Genomic DNA, 15,078 nt, shown 5'->3' on the forward strand with positions numbered 1-15,078 from the left:
ATTTTTTAAGGAGCGGTAATGCAACAACAGATAACGCGCTGGCTGGAACAGTTTGGTTTGGAATTCGGCGGAGTGATGTCGCTGTTGATGGTATTGGGGTTGATTGTTCTGATCTCGGTCGCGATCCACCTGGTGCTGCACCGGGTGGTGTTGGCGGCCCTTCAGCGCCGTGGCCAGCAGTCGCAGCGCGTCTGGCAACAGGCCATCACCCAATACAAACTGTTCCAGCGCGTGGCGCTGCTGCTGCAAGGGGTGATCATCAGCATCCAGGCGACGCTGTGGCTGCAGAGCGGCAGCCAGACTCAGGCGGTGATCGTCACCGCCGCGCAGGTGTGGATCCTCGCCTTCACCCTGCTGTCGCTGTTCTCGCTGCTGGATACGCTGCTGGCGCTGCTGCGCCAAAGCCCGATTTCCAATCAGCTGCCGCTGCGCGGCATTTTCCAGGGCCTGAAGCTGGTGGCGGCGATCCTGATCGGCATCATGATCGTCTCATTGCTGATGGGCAAATCGCCGCTGCTGCTGCTCAGTGGCCTGGGCGCCATGACCGCGGTCTTGATGTTGGTGTTCAAGGATCCGATCCTCGGGCTGGTGGCCGGCATCCAGCTCTCCGCCAACGACATGCTGAAGATCGGCGACTGGCTGGAAATGCCGAAATACGGCGCCGACGGCGCGGTCACCGACATCGGCCTGACCACGGTCAAAGTGCGCAACTGGGACAACACCGTCACCACCATCCCCACCTACGCGCTGATCTCCGACTCATTCAAGAACTGGCGGTCGATGTCGGAATCCGGCGGGCGCCGCATCAAGCGCAGTTTGAATATCGACACCGGCAGCGTGCACTTCCTGTCGGAAGAGGAACAGCGCCGCCTGCAGCGCAACCCGCTGCTGCACAGCTATCTGAACGTTAAGACCCAGGAGCTGAGCCAGCACAACCAGGAGATCGCCGTCGATCTGGCCTCGCCGCTCAACGGCCGCCGCCTCACCAACCTCGGCACGCTGCGCGCCTATCTGGAAGCCTACCTGCGCGCTCACCCGCGCATTCACCAAAACATGACGCTGATGGTGCGCCAGCTGGCGCCGACGCCGGAAGGCCTGCCGCTGGAAATCTACGCCTTCACCAACACCACGGTCTGGGCGGAGTACGAAAGTATTCAGGCGGATATTTTCGACCATATCCTGGCGGTGATCGACGAGTTCGGCCTGCGCGTGCATCAGACGCCAACCGGCAATGACCTGCGCGGCATGCTGCGACAAAGCGCGAACGCTTCCTGACGTCGGCTGACGTAACTGTGTCTGCTGGTAATTATTCTCTTTCAATTGCCAGCAGATATCTCCATCCCCTTCTTTTCCCCGGCGAAAACGGCGTTAATGCGCCATCACCTTCACCACCGAGAGGGAAAGCCCTTGCTGAAACGGATACGTCATCGGCTGTTTACCCTGCTGGCCACCCTGCTGTTTATCGGCTGCCTGCACAGCGCGTCGCTGGATGAAAGCCGCATGCCCCGCAATCTGCAACCTTCGCTGAGCGCCCTCAGCAGCAACCTGCAGGACATTCGCGAAGTGCTGGCGCGCTGCGCCGGCGAGGAAGAGGAGGAACGGCTGAACGACGGCGGCATGCGCATCGAAGCGCGCGCCGCCGGGGAGGAGGAAGCGGAAGACAAACGCTTGGCATAGCAGGTTAAAAAACGCCCCATCTTGTTGCGCCACACGCAACACCTGGCTGTGATGCGTATAGCGCAACACTCATGGAGCCATCAGGATGATAAGAAGCTTCAAGCATAAGGGACTCAAAAAGTTTTTCGAAACCGGTTCAACGGCAGGTATCGCCGCCAAGCAGGCGAAGAAAATCGCGCTGCGGCTGAGCGTGCTGGATCTGGCGAAAGTGATTGATGACGTAGATCTGCCCGGCTTCTTCTTGCACCCGCTAACGGGCGCTCGCAGCGGGCAGTGATCCGTCACCGTCACCGGCAACTGGCGTATCACGTTTGAACTGGTCGAGGGTGATGTTTATATCGTGAATTATGAGGACTATCACTAATGAACCGCATGCATAATCCTCCTCATCCTGGAGAATTGATCAAAGAAACCATGGAAACGCTGAATCTCAGCGCACGCGCGCTGGCCAAAGCATTGGACGTCGCGCCGTCTACGGTTCAACGCCTGATCAGCGGAAAATCCGATATCTCGCCGGAAATGGCCATCCGCCTGTCCATCGTAATAGGCAGTTCCGAACAGGTCTGGATGGGCATGCAAGATGCTTACGATCTGTGGCAGGCCAGGCAGTCCATCGACGTTTCGAAACTGCGCAAGCTGGACTTCGCTTAACGCCTGCCCCTAAAAAAACACCGGCCTCAGCCGGTGTTTTTCCATTTAGTCTTGCTGCGTCGCCAACGGCGCGCGTTTTTTCTGATGGTTGACCTTGAACCAGTACCCCGCCAGCAGCAACACCACCCAGACCAGGCCGGCGTACAGCGAGACGCGCGTGGTCGGGAAGTAACCGATCAGGCCGATGATGAACACCAGGAACACGATCGCCACCACCGAGGTGAACACCCCTCCGCGCAGCGGGAACGCCAGCTGCTTCACCTGCTCTTTGCTCAGGCTGCGGCGGAAGGCGATTTGCGAGAACAGGATCATGATCCACACCCACACGGTGGCGAAGGTCGCCAGGGAGGCGATCACCAGGAACACGCTCTCCGGCATGATGTAGTTGAGGTATACCGCCAGCAGCAGCGCCAGCATCATCACCACCACCGTCACCCAGGGAATGCCGCGTTTCGACACCTTGCTGAACATCTTCGGCGCGTGCCCTTGCTCGGCCATGCCATGCAGCATGCGGCCGACGCCGAACACGTCGCTGTTGATCGCCGACAGCGAAGCGGTGATCACCACGAAGTTGAGGATGCCCGCCGCCACGGTGATGCCCATATGCTGGAAGGTCAGCACGAACGGGCTGCCGTTGGTGCCCACCTGGTTCCACGGGTAGATCGACATGATGACAAACAGCGTGCCGACGTAGAACACCAGAATGCGCCACGGCACTGAGTTGATGGCTTTGGGAATCGATTTTTTCGGATCCTTGGCTTCGCCGGCGGTGATGCCGATGATTTCAATGCCGCCGTAAGCGAACATCACCAGCTGCAGCGACAGGATCATGCCGATAACACCGTTGCTGAAGAAGCCGCCGTTCGACCACAGGTTATGAATGCCGGTCGGTTGCCCGCCGTTGCCGATACCCCAGATGATGATGCCGATGCCGGCCGCGATCATGATGATGATGGTGGCGACCTTGAAGAACGAGAACCAGAACTCCAGCTCGCCGAATACCTTGACGCTCATCAGGTTGATGGCGCCGATGATCAGCACCACGCTCAGCACCCAGATCCAGTGCGGCACTTCCGGGAACCAAACCCCCATATAGATGCCGAAGGCGGTCACGTCGGCGATGGCGACGATCAGGATCTCAAAGCAGTAAGTCCAGCCGGTGATGTAACCCGCCATCGGGCCGAGGTAGTCCTGCGCGTAGCGGGAAAATGAGCTGGCCTGCGGGTTGTTGACCGACATCTCCCCCAGTGCGCGCATGATGATAAAGGCCACGATGCCGCCGATCAGGTAAGCCAGCAGCACGCTCGGGCCGGCCATTTTGATGGCGTCCGCCGAGCCGTAGAACAACCCGGTGCCAATGGCCGATCCCAGCGCCATAAAGCGGATATGACGCGTGCTGAGGCCGCGTTTCAGCTTATTGTCGGGGGCAGTGGTGGGTGACTGTTGTTGCATGAAAATGACCCATAGTTTTAAACGAAAAAAAGCCACGGACATGTCCGTGGCCCTGGATTTAGCCGGGGGATTATCAGTGCGCGGTCACTTGGGAACGCGTGCACACCCGATCATAAATCGCGACCAGCGCCAACATCAGCAGCGAAGGCGGCAACCATGCCAACCCCTGCTCCGCCAGCGGCAGGTGAGTGGACCAGGCCGGCAGCAGTTGCTGGAAACTGGACGCTTTCACCGCGTCAAGAATACCAAACAACAGGCTGACAAGCATCACCGGCGCAATGATGCGCGGCGCGCTGTGCCACCAACGCAGGGTGAAGCTCAGCACCACCAGCACGATGCACGGCGGATAAATCGCGGTCAGCACCGGAATGGAGATCTGGATCAGGTGGCTCAGGCCGAGGTTGGACACCACCATCGAGAACAGGCCCAGGATAAACACCAGCGTCTTGTAAGAGAACGGCAGGTATTGCGCGAAGAACTCGGCGCAGGCGCAGGTCAAGCCCACCGCGGTCACCATGCAGGCGATGAAGATCAGCGCCGCCAGGAAGAAGCTGCCGAGGCCGCCGAAGGTGTTCTGAACGTAAGCGTGCAGGATCACCGCGCCGTTGGTGGCGTCAGGCACCAGCGCGCCGCTGCCGGAGCCCAGCTTGAACAGGCTCAGATAAACCAGCGTCAGACCCACGCCGGCGATCAAACCGGCCAGAATGGTGTAACGGGTCAACAGACCGGCGTCTTTCACGCCGCGCGAGCGCGCCGCGTTGACGATAACGATGCCGAATACCAGCGCGCCCAGCGTATCCATGGTCAGATAGCCGTTAACGAAGCCGGAGGAGAAAGGCACGCTCTGATAAGCCGCCGTCGCCGGGATAGGCGCGCCGGCAGGCCACAGCAGCGCGGCGATGCCCAGTACGGCCAGCGCGACGATCTTCAGCGGCGCCAGCACGTGGCCGACGGTATCGAGCAGACGGCCCGGATACAGGGAGATGCCGATCACCAGCGCGAAGTACACCAGACTGTAGATGAACAGCGGCATGGCGCCGTCGCCGGTCAGCGGGGCGATACCCACTTCGAAGGACACGGTGGCGGTGCGCGGCGTGGCGAACAGCGGGCCGACGGCCAGGTAGCAGACGGTCGCCAGCAGCAGGCCGGCGCCGCGGCCGATCGGCGAACTGAGGGCGTCGATGCCGCCGCCGACGCGCGCCAGCGCGATGACGGTGATGACCGGCAGGCCCACGGCGGTGAGCAGGAAGCCCAGCGCAGCGATCCAGACGTGTTCACCGGACTGCAAGCCGACCATCGGCGGGAAGATGATGTTCCCGGCCCCAACGAATAAGGCAAAGGTCATGAAGCCCAGTGCCAGGATATCTTTTGACGTTAAACGATGACTCATACGATGTCGTGTTGCCTGTTCAAATGAAAAAAAATTGTCCGATAGCGTGGTGGCGAAACGCCCCACCCGGTTGCCGGCATGCCCGATCGTCGCAGCGCCAAATAAGCACCCTAAACGCAGTCGATCCGGCGTTTATGTCCCTATTCGAAAGTGGCCGCTCATGAAGATGGGCAAAATTTTAGGAGTTATAAAAATGGAGGTTTAATCCGACAACGAAGGCTAAGGTAAACGTTTATAGCGCTTCAAGGCAAGACGCACGGCGAAAAGCAGAGCTATCGACCATATAAACTTTAGCCACCAGTCGATCATATTGGCTATCAATAAATATACACTACATGATTTGTATCATTTTTGAACAATGAATTCACGAAACGTGAAGCATATATCGCTTTACCGCGCGAAAACGCCAATAAATGCCCGGTTTTCGCGTGGTATAAGCTCCGTTTTACCGTGAAAAAAGGCGAAAATTACGCCGATTCTTGTCGCTTATTGCGCCGTGGCCAGCGCGAGCGGTGGCAACCCGAGCGCCTGACGAGTCTTCTGCAGGGCGGCCGGCGGCAGCGGCAGATAGCCGTCGTGGTTGACCAAGCTTTGCCCTGGTGTCGACAGCACGCGATCGAGGAACGCGGCGGTCAACGGCTCCAGCGGTTGATTGGGGGCTTTGTTGATGTAGATATACAGATAGCGCGACAGCGGGTAGCGATCGTTGCGCACGTTGGCGGCGGTAGGCGCGACATAGTCTTCTCCCGACTCCGCCAGCGGCAGCAGCCGCACGCCGCTGGCGCGAAAACCGATGCTGGCGTAGCCGATGCCGTTGAGCGAACCGGCCACCGCCTGCACCACCGAAGCCGAACCGGGCAGCTCATTGACGCGCGGCATGAAATCGCCGCCGCACAGCGCGCGCAGTTTGAAATAGCCGTAGGTGCCGGACGCCGAGTTGCGGCCGAAGCGTTGCAGCGAGCGTGTCGCCCAGTCGCCGCGCAACCCCAGCTCGCCCCAGCGCGTCAGCGGCTGGCTTTCACCGCAGCGCCGGGTGGCGGAGAAAATGCGATCGAGCTGCTGCAGGTTAAGGCCGCGCAGCGGATTGTCCTGATGCACCAACACCACCAGCGCATCCACCGCTACCGGCACCGCCAGCGGCGCATAACCGTAACGGTGTTCGAACGCCGAAACCTCGGCCGCCTTCATCGGCCGGCTCATCGGGCCCAGCTGCGCGGCGCCCGCCGCCAACGCGGTCGGCGCGGTCGACGAACCGGCGGCCTGGATCTGCAGGTTGACGTTGGGATAATGCTGGCTGAAATCCTGCGCCCACAGCGCCATCAAATTCGCCAGCGTGTCGGAGCCGACGCTGGACAGGTTGCCCGCCAACATGCCGTCAGGCTGCGCCAGCGCGCCGCGTCCGGCCAGCAGCGCCAGGCAAAGCAACAGCCCTCGGGTAATTCGGGTCATACCGGTGTCTCGCGTTAATTTTTCACCGCATTCTCTGATAAAGCGGCGGGAACAATCAACCGATTGGGCAAGGTAAAGATAAAGCGGGTGCCGATCCCCGGTTCGCTGAGGATCTCCAGCCGCGCGTCGTGATGGCTGAGCGCGTGCTTGACGATCGCCAGCCCCAGCCCGCTGCCGCCGGTCTGGCGCGAACGGGCCTTGTCGACGCGATAAAAACGCTCTGTCAGGCGCGGCAGATGCTCGGCTGCGATGCCCGGCCCGTTGTCGCTGACCTGGAATTGCGCGCCGTGCGCCGTCTGCTGCCAGCTGACTTCGATATGGGTGCCCTTCGGCGTGTGGTTGACCGCGTTGTACACCAGGTTAGACACCGCGCTGCGCAACTGGTCTTCATTGCCGAACACGTTGAGCTGTTCGTTCACCCGGAAGGTGATCTCGTGATTCCCGCCGCTCAGCGATTGCGCCTCGCGCTGCAACACCCGCAGCATCAGCGGGATATCCACGCGCTCGTTCATGTCGACATTGGGCGCCGCCTCGATGCGCGACAGCGTCAGCAGCTGCTTGACCAGCCCGTCCATCCGGCGGGTCTGCTCTTGCATGGTGCTAAGCGCCTTGCTGCGCAGCGAGCCATCCTGCTCTTCGTCGCCCATCATCTCCAGATAGCCCTGCAGCACCGTCAGCGGCGTGCGCAGTTCATGACTGACGTTGGCGAAGAAGTTGCGCCGCGCGCCCTCCAGCTGGCGCATCTGGGTGACGTCGCGCGCCACCATCAGCAGTTGCCCTTCGGAATACGGCATCACGCGGAATTCGACGTAGTGTTCGTTGTTCAGCTGCAGCGTCAGCGGGCGCGAAAACTCCTGCTGTTGCAGATAGTGGCTGAATTCCGGATAACGCAGCAGGTTAAGGATGTGCTGGCCGTTGTCTTCCGGCCAGCGAAAGCCGAGCAGATGCTGCGCCAGCCCGTTGCACCAGAAGATGTTGCCCTCGACGGTGGTCATCACCACCGCGTCAGGCAGCGATTCGGCCCCGCTGCGAAAGCGCTTGATCAGCAGCGCCAGCTCGCGCCGGCGGCGGCGGTTGCGCTGCTGCATCTGATACAGGCCATAGAACAGCGGCTCCCAGCTCCAGCGGCCGGGCGGCGGCGTCATGCTGCGGTCGATCCACAGCCAATGGGAGAGTTTGAGCTGGTTGTAGAAATTCCACACCAGCGCTGCCAGCGCGGAGGCCAGCAGGAACCAGGGCAGATAACCGAAAATCAGCCCCAGCAGTAAGGCGGGCAGACAGAAAAGAGCCAGCTCCAGAGCCAGCCTCTTCCACGACAGACGTTCTAACACGGCATATTCTCCAGCGCGGCGCGATCAGTAGCGCGTTGAGAACCGGTAGCCGGTGCCCCGAACGGTTTGAACCATTTTATCATGCCCACTGGTTTCTAACGCTTTGCGGAGCCGACGGATATGCACGTCAACGGTACGGTCTTCCACATAAACGTTAGTGCCCCAGACGTGATTAAGCAACTGCTCACGGCTATAAACCCGCTCCGGGTGGGTCATAAAGAAGTGCAGCAGCTTGAACTCGGTCGGCCCCATGTCCAGCGCCTGATCGTTCGCCATCACGCGGTGGGAGGACGGGTCCAGGCTCAGCCCTTGCATTTCAATCACCTCCTCCACCGCCATCGGCGAAATGCGGCGCATGACCGCCTTGATGCGCGCCACCAGCTCCTTGGGCGAGAACGGCTTGGTGATGTAATCATCCGCCCCCACTTCCAGGCCGCGCACCCGGTCTTCTTCTTCGCCGCGCGCGGTCAGCATCATCACCGGGATATCGCGGGTCAGCGCTTCGCGCTTCATATGTTTGATAAACTGAATGCCGGAACCGCCGGGCAACATCCAGTCAAGCAACACCAAATCAGGGAACGGCTCAGACAGACGCGTCACGGCGCTGTCATAATCCTCGGCTTCCAACGGTTGGTAACCATTCTGTTCCAACACAAAGCACACCATCTCACGGATCGGCGCTTCGTCTTCCACCACCAGTATGCGTCTTGCCATCGTCAATCCTGCCAATGTGTTAGCGACTTTTCGGGCGCCATTATGCGTCAGTTTTGTGACACTTTTATGAAAAAAACCGGCTGTTATAGGCAGTAAGCATAGCGATTATTTCCCGCAGTAACGAAAAATCATCCGGTTGTCATCATCATTGCGCCGGGACAGCCGCCGCCGTGGCCTTTATAATCATCGCCATTATCTTCGCATCCGGGAGTGTCATGCGCCTGATCCACACCTCTGACTGGCACCTTGGCCAGTACTTTTTCACCAAAAGCCGCGCCGCCGAGCACCAGGCTTTTCTGAACTGGCTGATCGAACAGATCGAACAGCAGCAGGTGGATGCGCTGATCGTCGCCGGGGATCTGTTCGATACCGGCTCGCCGCCCAGCTATGCCCGCGAGCTGTACAATCGCTTCGTGGTGGAACTGCAGCGCACCGGCTGCCAATTAGTGGTGCTGGGCGGCAACCACGATTCGGTCGCAACGCTGAACGAATCGCGTGAACTGCTCTCTTGCCTGAACACCACGGTGATCGCCAGCGCGCAGGGCGCCCCGGAACAACAGATCGTGGTGCTTAACCAACGCGACGGCCAGCCGGGCGCGGTGCTTTGCGCCATCCCGTTCCTGCGGCCACGCGACCTGCTCACCAGCCGCGCCGGCGAATCCGGCGCGCAGAAACAGCAGGCGCTGCAGGAAGCCATCGCCGAACATTACCAAGCGCTGTATCAGGCGGCCTGCGAGCGCCGCGACCAGCTGGGCCTACCGCTGCCGATCGTCGCCACCGGCCACCTGACCACCGTCGGCGTCACCACCTCCGACTCGGTGCGCGACATCTATATCGGCACCCTCGACGCCTTCCCGGCGCAGGCCTTCCCGCCCGCCGACTATATCGCGTTGGGCCACATTCACCGCGCGCAGAACGTCGCCAAATCGGAGCATATTCGCTATAGCGGCTCACCGATCCCGCTCAGCTTCGATGAGCTGGGCAAAGCCAAAAGCGTCTTCCTGGTCGATTTCGCCGACGGCGCTTTGCAGCGGGTAGACGCGTTAACGATCCCGCAGTTTCAGCCCATGCAACTGATCAAAGGCGATCTGGCCGAGATCGAACGGCAGCTGCGGCAATTTGCCGACCATGCCGGCGAGCTGCCGGTGTGGCTGGATATCGAAGTGGCGACGCAGGACTACCTCAGCGACATCCAGCGCCGCATCCAGCTGATGGCGGATGAGCTGCCGGTGGAAGTGGTGCTGCTGCGGCGCAGTAAAGAGCAGCGCCGCCAGGCGATCGCGCAGCAGGATAAAGAAACGCTGAACGAGCTGAGCGTCAACGAGGTGTTCGAACGGCGTCTGACACAGGAGGCCGACATGCCCGAAGCGCGCCAACGGCGGATGCACCAACTGTTCCGCCAGGTGGTCGAAGCGGTGCAGCACAACGCCGAGGAGACCAACCCATGAAGATCCTCAGCCTGCGGTTAAAAAACCTCAACTCGCTGCAGGGCGAATGGAAAATTGACTTCACCGCCGAGCCGTTCGCCAGCAACGGCCTGTTCGCCATTACCGGCCCGACCGGCGCGGGCAAAACCACCCTGCTGGACGCCATCTGCCTGGCGCTGTACCACCAGACGCCGCGCCTCAACGTCACGCCGAGCCAGAATGAACTGATGACCCGCCACACCTCCGAATCGCTGGCGGAGGTTGAATTCGAGGTCAAGGGCGTCGGCTATCGCGCCTTCTGGAGCCAGCGCCGCGCCAAAAACGCGCCGGACGGCAATCTGCAGGCGCCGAAGGTCGAACTGGCGCGCCGCGAGGACGGCAAGATCCTGGCGGACAAGGTGCGCGACAAGCTGGAGCTTACCGCCGCCATCACCGGGCTGGACTTTGGCCGCTTCACCAAATCGATGATGCTGTCTCAGGGGCAGTTCGCCGCGTTCCTCAACGCCGACGCCAACGATCGCGCCGAACTGCTGGAAGAGCTGACCGGCACCGAAATCTACGGGCGGTTGTCCGAACAGGTGTTCGAGTCGCACAAGCAGGCCAAAACCGACCTGGATGCGTTGCATCAACGCGCCAGCGGCATCGAACTGCTGAACGACGAGCAGCGCCAGTCTCTGGCCGAACAGCTGATGGCGCTGAGCGCGCAGGAAATCGCCCTCGGCGAGCAAACCCAGCGGCAGCAACAGGCGCTGAGCTGGCTGCAGCAATGGCAACGCCTCCGGCAACAGCAAAGCGAGGGGCAATTGCGGCTGGACACCGCCCAGCGCGAGCAGGCGGAGGCCGCCCCGCAGCTGCAGCGGCTGGCGCGCAGCGAACCGGCCGAGAAATTGCGGCCGCTGCGCGGCGAACGCGATCGTTGCCGCGCCGAGCTGCAGACGATACAACAGCAGGCAGCCCAGCTGACGCAACAACAGGAACAGCACTCGGCGCAGCTGGCGCCGCTGCAGCAGGCGGTGGAAAAAACCCGTCTGGCGCAGCAAGCCCATGCCGAGCATATGCGGCAACAGCAACAGTTGATCGATGACCAGGTGGCCCCGCTCGACCATCAAATAGCCCAACTGCAGTCGACACAGGCCGAGCGGCGACAGGCCGGCGATGCCGCCGCGCAGCAATGCGCCCAGCAGCAGACCGCGCTGGAGCAGCTCACCGCCCAGCGCAGCCAACTGACGACGCAGGCCGCACAGCATCAGCAGCAGTTGAACGCGCTGACCGAAGCGCTGGCCGTTCAACAACAGCAGCAACAGGCGCTGGAGGCGCAAACGCCGTTGGCCCCGCTGCGCCAACGCCTGAGCGCCCTGGCGGATCTGCGCCCGACGCGCCGGCAGTTATTTGCTCTCGCTTCTTTATCGCAGCAAATCGTTAAACGGCTGGAACAACAGCGGCAAGAGCTAAACAGCGGCCAACACGAACTTACCCAGTTGGAACCACAGCTAGAACTCATCCGTCAGCAATTTAAGCAGCAGAAAGCCCACCAGGCCGATGTTGAAAAAACCTATGCGCTGGAACAACGGATCGTGGGTCTGGAGGCCGAGCGCGCCCGTTTGCAACCCGGCGCCCCCTGCCCGCTGTGCGGCTCATGCGAGCACCCGGCGGTAGAACAATACCAAGAGGTAAAACTGTCAGAAACCGCGCAACGTCTGGAGCAAATGAAAGTCCAGACCGAAGCATTGCAAAAACAAGGCGTCGAGCTGCGAGCCCGTTACGACAACCTGCAACAGCAATTGCAGCGTCAGCAGCAAACCATCGCGCAGGATGAACAACAGCTGGCCGGGCAACAGCAGCAGTGGCGGCAGCTCAGCGCGCCGTTGGCGTTCGACTTTACGCTGGCGGATGGCGAGCAACTCAGCGCCTGGCTGAACGGCTGCGACGACGAAGAACGGCGCGGGCAACACGCGCTGCAACAGCATGAACAGGCGGCGCAGGCGGTACAGCAGGCGAAGGATGCGCTCATCGCTCTGCAAACGCAGCAGCAGCAGACGCAGCAACAGCTGGCGTTGCTCGAAGAACGCTTTACGCTGCTGCAGAAAGCCCACGCCGACAGCCTGCAACAGCAGCAAGAGCTGCATCAACGCTGGCAAGAAGGCGAGAAGACCCTTGCCGAACGACGCGCGCAGCGGCTGGCGCTGTTCGGCGAACAGCAGGTCGCCGAGGTGCGCGAACAGCTGCGCGCCAAACAAACCGCCTGCGAACAGGCCAGCGTTCAGGCCGCCGAGCAGTGGCAAAAGGCGCAGGAACTGCGCGAACGCCTGGCCGGCCAGCAGGCCGGGCTGCAACATCAACACACTCAGATGCAGGAGCGGCTGCAGCAGGCGCAGCAGCAGTGGCAGCAGGCGCTGGCCGACAGCGAATTCGCCGATGAAACCGCCTTCACCGCCGCGCTGCTGGACGATGTCCTGCGCCGCGAATTGCAACAGCGCAAAGAACAGCTGCAACAGCGGCAGGTGGAGGCCGCCGCCCTGCTGACGCAGGCGACGCAAACGCTGGAGCAGCACCGGCAAAACCGCCCTGAAGGGGTGGATGAAGCCAACGCGGATCTCGATGCGCTCACCCAATCGCTGGCCGAACTGGCACAGCAGTTGAAGGCGCTGCAGCTGCGCCAGGGCGAACTGCGCAACCAGCTGGAAAGCGACGCCGAACGCCGTCTCAATCAACAGGCGCTGTTCGAGCAGATCGCCCGCAGCCAGCAAGACTACGACGACTGGAGCTGCCTCAACCAGCTGATCGGCTCAAAAGAGGGCGACAAATTCCGCCGCTTCGCTCAGGGGCTGACGCTCGATCATCTGGTGTATCTGGCCAACCTTCAACTCGGTCGGCTGCACGGGCGCTACCTGCTGCAGCGTAAGACCAGCGACGCGCTGGAGCTGCAGGTGGTGGACACCTGGCAGGCCGACGCGCTGCGCGATACCCGCACCCTGTCCGGCGGCGAGAGCTTCCTGGTCAGCCTGGCGCTGGCGCTGGCGTTGTCCGATTTGGTCAGCCACAAAACCAGCATCGACTCGCTGTTCCTCGACGAAGGTTTCGGCACGCTGGATGCCGAAACCCTCGATACCGCGCTGGACGCGCTGGACAGCCTGAACGCCTCCGGCAAAACCATCGGCGTGATCAGCCACGTCGAGGCGATGAAAGAACGCATTCCGGTGCAGATCAAGGTGAAAAAGGTCAACGGGCTCGGCGTCAGCCGGCTGGAGGCGCACTTCAGGCTGGAATGATCCCGCCGCGCGCCGCGCAGAAGTGTGACCGCGGCGGCACTCCGCGGTGAAAAGCGTTGAGCCGCGGCGGGCACGGGTTATTATGCCAGCATAACAGGATTGTTACTGTATCCCCTCCGCCGCTCAGGCCGCAGGGCAGAAACATAAAATACAGGCAAAACCTGACGCCCGGGATCGCTTCCGGGCGTCAGGTTTTTTCGTTTTCAGGATGCTGAAACACCGGGAAAAACCATGAAAATCGCTAAAATACTCAATAATAACGTGGTGATTACGCTGGACGACCGTCAGGCAGAGACGGTGGTGATGGGAAAAGGAATCGGCTTTAAAAAGAAGCCCGGCGATACGCTGGACGAAAGCCTGATCGAAAAGGTCTTCACCCATAACGGCGGTGAAATCGCCGAGCGCTATAAAGAGCTGCTCGCCGAGATCCCATTGGCCTGCGTCACCACCGCCGACAGGATCATCACCCTTGCCCGCGAACGCCTGCCGGGCAAGCTGCATAACATCGTCTACATCACGCTGACCGATCACATCCACTTCGCCCTGCAGCGCCATGCGCAAGGGCTGGATATCAAAAATGCGCTGCTGTGGGAGATTAAAAAGCTCTACCCGGCCGAGTTCGCCGTCGGGCTGGAGGCGCTGGCCCTGATCGCCCAGCGGCTGGATACCGCGCTGCCGGAAGACGAAGCCGGATTTATCGCCCTGCACCTGGTCAACGCTCAGCTTAACGACGAGATGCATAACACGCTGCACATCACCCGCGTGATGCAAGAGATCCTCAACCTGGTCAAATACCATTTCCGCTTTGATTACAACGAGGAATCCCTAAGCTACCACCGCTTCGTCACCCATTTGAAGTTCTTCGCCCAGCGCCTGCTGGGGAAAAACTACGTCGACAGCGACGACGACTCGCTGTATCAGGTGGTGAAAGAGAAATACCGCGAGTCTTTCGCCTGCGCCGGCAAGATCAACCGCCACATCGAAAAGCACTATCAGCATCAGCTCACCACGGAAGAGATGATGTTTCTGACCATTCATATCGAACGGGTGCGCAGCGAAAGCGAGGAAAAGCCGGTTTAACGGCGGGCGTCCGCCACCCGCACGCCGTACTGCGGAAACACCGCGTCGGCGGAGATCAGCGTCAGCCCCTCGGCCTGCGCCTGTGCGATCAGCATGCGATCGAAAGGATCCTGATGATAGGGCGGCAACTGCCCGGCCTGTTGGCAGTGAAAGGCGTCCATCGGCAACGACAGAAAATCCTCGGCCTCGATGATCGCAAAGATGTCTTCCGGCAGCGCCAGTTTGCCCAGCGCCTGCTTGATCGAGATCTCCCAAATGCTGACCGCGCTGACGTACACCGCATTGCCCGGATCGGCGATCTGCCTTTTGGCGTTCGCGCCCAGGCAGGCGTCATCAATCAACCACCACAGCAACGCGTGGGTATCCAGCAACAGGCGCTTCATTCATCGCCCTCAAACAACGCCGCAATGGCCGCATCCCCCGCGTTGAAATCCGCCGGCACGGTGAACTTGCCCTTGGCGGCGCCAGGGCGGCGCGCTTCCCCCTTGATGGCGACCAGCTGTACGTACGGCTTCCCTGCTTTTGCAATAATCACGGTTTCTCCCTCCGAGGCTCTGTCCGCCAACTGACTCAGATTGGATTTGGCTTCGTGCATATTGGCCTGAATCGGCATACGCGTCCTCCTTAGCTAAGTTAGC

The 15,078-nt window shown here is 60.9% G+C and carries 13 protein-coding genes and 1 pseudogene; 7 read left to right on the forward strand and 7 right to left on the reverse strand.

All coding sequences use genetic code 11. From position 1 onward, the window contains the following. The first annotated feature begins 18 nt into the window (after positions 1 to 18). The 4 genes and pseudogenes from ACJ8KE_RS12980 to ACJ8KE_RS12995 all read left to right on the forward strand — a co-directional run bounded on the left by ACJ8KE_RS12980 (position 19) and on the right by ACJ8KE_RS12995 (position 2,328). On the forward strand, positions 19 to 1,275 hold the full coding sequence (locus ACJ8KE_RS12980) for a mechanosensitive ion channel family protein (protein WP_016928882.1): 1,257 nt from the start codon (positions 19 to 21) through the stop codon (positions 1,273 to 1,275). Between the two features lie 132 nt (positions 1,276 to 1,407). After that, positions 1,408 to 1,677 (forward strand): hypothetical protein, encoded by a 270-nt coding sequence (locus tag ACJ8KE_RS12985; protein WP_016928883.1) that lies wholly within the window; start codon positions 1,408 to 1,410, stop codon positions 1,675 to 1,677. Between the two features lie 85 nt (positions 1,678 to 1,762). Continuing rightward, positions 1,763 to 2,041, forward strand: a pseudogene (locus tag ACJ8KE_RS12990) (type II toxin-antitoxin system RelE/ParE family toxin). After that, the gene (locus ACJ8KE_RS12995; protein ID WP_025160069.1) at positions 2,041 to 2,328 is read left to right on the forward strand and encodes a HigA family addiction module antitoxin; all 288 of its coding nucleotides are present in this window, start codon (positions 2,041 to 2,043) and stop codon (positions 2,326 to 2,328) included. Before ACJ8KE_RS12990 ends, ACJ8KE_RS12995 begins: the two are co-directional and overlap by 1 nt. Before the next feature lie 45 nt (positions 2,329 to 2,373). On the opposite strand, the gene proY is transcribed toward ACJ8KE_RS12995, so the two are convergent. The 5 genes from proY to phoB form a co-directional block, all read right to left on the reverse strand. Continuing rightward, a complete protein-coding gene (gene proY, locus ACJ8KE_RS13000) occupies positions 2,374 to 3,780 on the reverse strand; it encodes a proline-specific permease ProY (RefSeq protein WP_097103129.1) in 1,407 nt (468 codons plus the stop codon). A gap of 73 nt (positions 3,781 to 3,853) precedes the next feature. Beyond that, positions 3,854 to 5,170 (reverse strand): branched-chain amino acid transport system II carrier protein, encoded by a 1,317-nt coding sequence (gene brnQ, locus ACJ8KE_RS13005; protein ID WP_016928887.1) that lies wholly within the window; start codon positions 5,168 to 5,170, stop codon positions 3,854 to 3,856. A 486-nt stretch (positions 5,171 to 5,656) separates the two neighbouring features. Beyond that, positions 5,657 to 6,619: a PstS family phosphate ABC transporter substrate-binding protein gene (locus ACJ8KE_RS13010; RefSeq protein WP_016928888.1), complete on the reverse strand. Its 963-nt coding sequence runs from the start codon at positions 6,617 to 6,619 to the stop codon at positions 5,657 to 5,659. Positions 6,620 to 6,633: 14 nt separating this feature from the next. After that, the gene (phoR, locus tag ACJ8KE_RS13015) at positions 6,634 to 7,950 is read right to left on the reverse strand and encodes a phosphate regulon sensor histidine kinase PhoR (protein ID WP_004940434.1); all 1,317 of its coding nucleotides are present in this window, start codon (positions 7,948 to 7,950) and stop codon (positions 6,634 to 6,636) included. Between the two features lie 24 nt (positions 7,951 to 7,974). Next, on the reverse strand, positions 7,975 to 8,664 hold the full coding sequence (gene phoB, locus ACJ8KE_RS13020; RefSeq protein WP_004940438.1) for a phosphate response regulator transcription factor PhoB: 690 nt from the start codon (positions 8,662 to 8,664) through the stop codon (positions 7,975 to 7,977). A gap of 215 nt (positions 8,665 to 8,879) precedes the next feature. On the opposite strand from phoB, the gene sbcD reads away from it, so the two are divergent. The 3 genes from sbcD (at position 8,880) to licT (ending at position 14,440) form a co-directional block, all read left to right on the forward strand. After that, positions 8,880 to 10,112, forward strand: a complete 1,233-nt coding sequence (gene sbcD, locus ACJ8KE_RS13025) for an exonuclease subunit SbcD (protein WP_079450867.1) — start codon at positions 8,880 to 8,882, stop codon at positions 10,110 to 10,112. Further along, positions 10,109 to 13,360 (forward strand): exonuclease subunit SbcC, encoded by a 3,252-nt coding sequence (gene sbcC / locus ACJ8KE_RS13030; protein ID WP_442517257.1) that lies wholly within the window; start codon positions 10,109 to 10,111, stop codon positions 13,358 to 13,360. The genes sbcD and sbcC overlap by 4 nt, the downstream gene beginning before the upstream one ends. Before the next feature lie 231 nt (positions 13,361 to 13,591). After that, the gene (gene licT / locus ACJ8KE_RS13035; protein WP_015376821.1) at positions 13,592 to 14,440 is read left to right on the forward strand and encodes a BglG family transcription antiterminator LicT; all 849 of its coding nucleotides are present in this window, start codon (positions 13,592 to 13,594) and stop codon (positions 14,438 to 14,440) included. On the opposite strand, the gene ACJ8KE_RS13040 is transcribed toward licT, so the two are convergent. Both ACJ8KE_RS13040 and ACJ8KE_RS13045 read right to left on the reverse strand, forming a co-directional pair. After that, on the reverse strand, positions 14,437 to 14,823 hold the full coding sequence (locus ACJ8KE_RS13040) for a type II toxin-antitoxin system VapC family toxin (RefSeq protein WP_149559405.1): 387 nt from the start codon (positions 14,821 to 14,823) through the stop codon (positions 14,437 to 14,439). The genes licT and ACJ8KE_RS13040 overlap by 4 nt on opposite strands. After that, positions 14,820 to 15,053: a type II toxin-antitoxin system Phd/YefM family antitoxin gene (locus ACJ8KE_RS13045; protein WP_442517258.1), complete on the reverse strand. Its 234-nt coding sequence runs from the start codon at positions 15,051 to 15,053 to the stop codon at positions 14,820 to 14,822. The genes ACJ8KE_RS13040 and ACJ8KE_RS13045 overlap by 4 nt, the downstream gene beginning before the upstream one ends. Positions 15,054 to 15,078 lie beyond the last annotated feature (25 nt).

It is taken from the genome of Serratia sp. CY56464 (assembly GCF_052168435.1).
In the GTDB taxonomy this organism is placed as follows: Bacteria; Pseudomonadota; Gammaproteobacteria; order Enterobacterales; family Enterobacteriaceae; genus Serratia; species Serratia marcescens.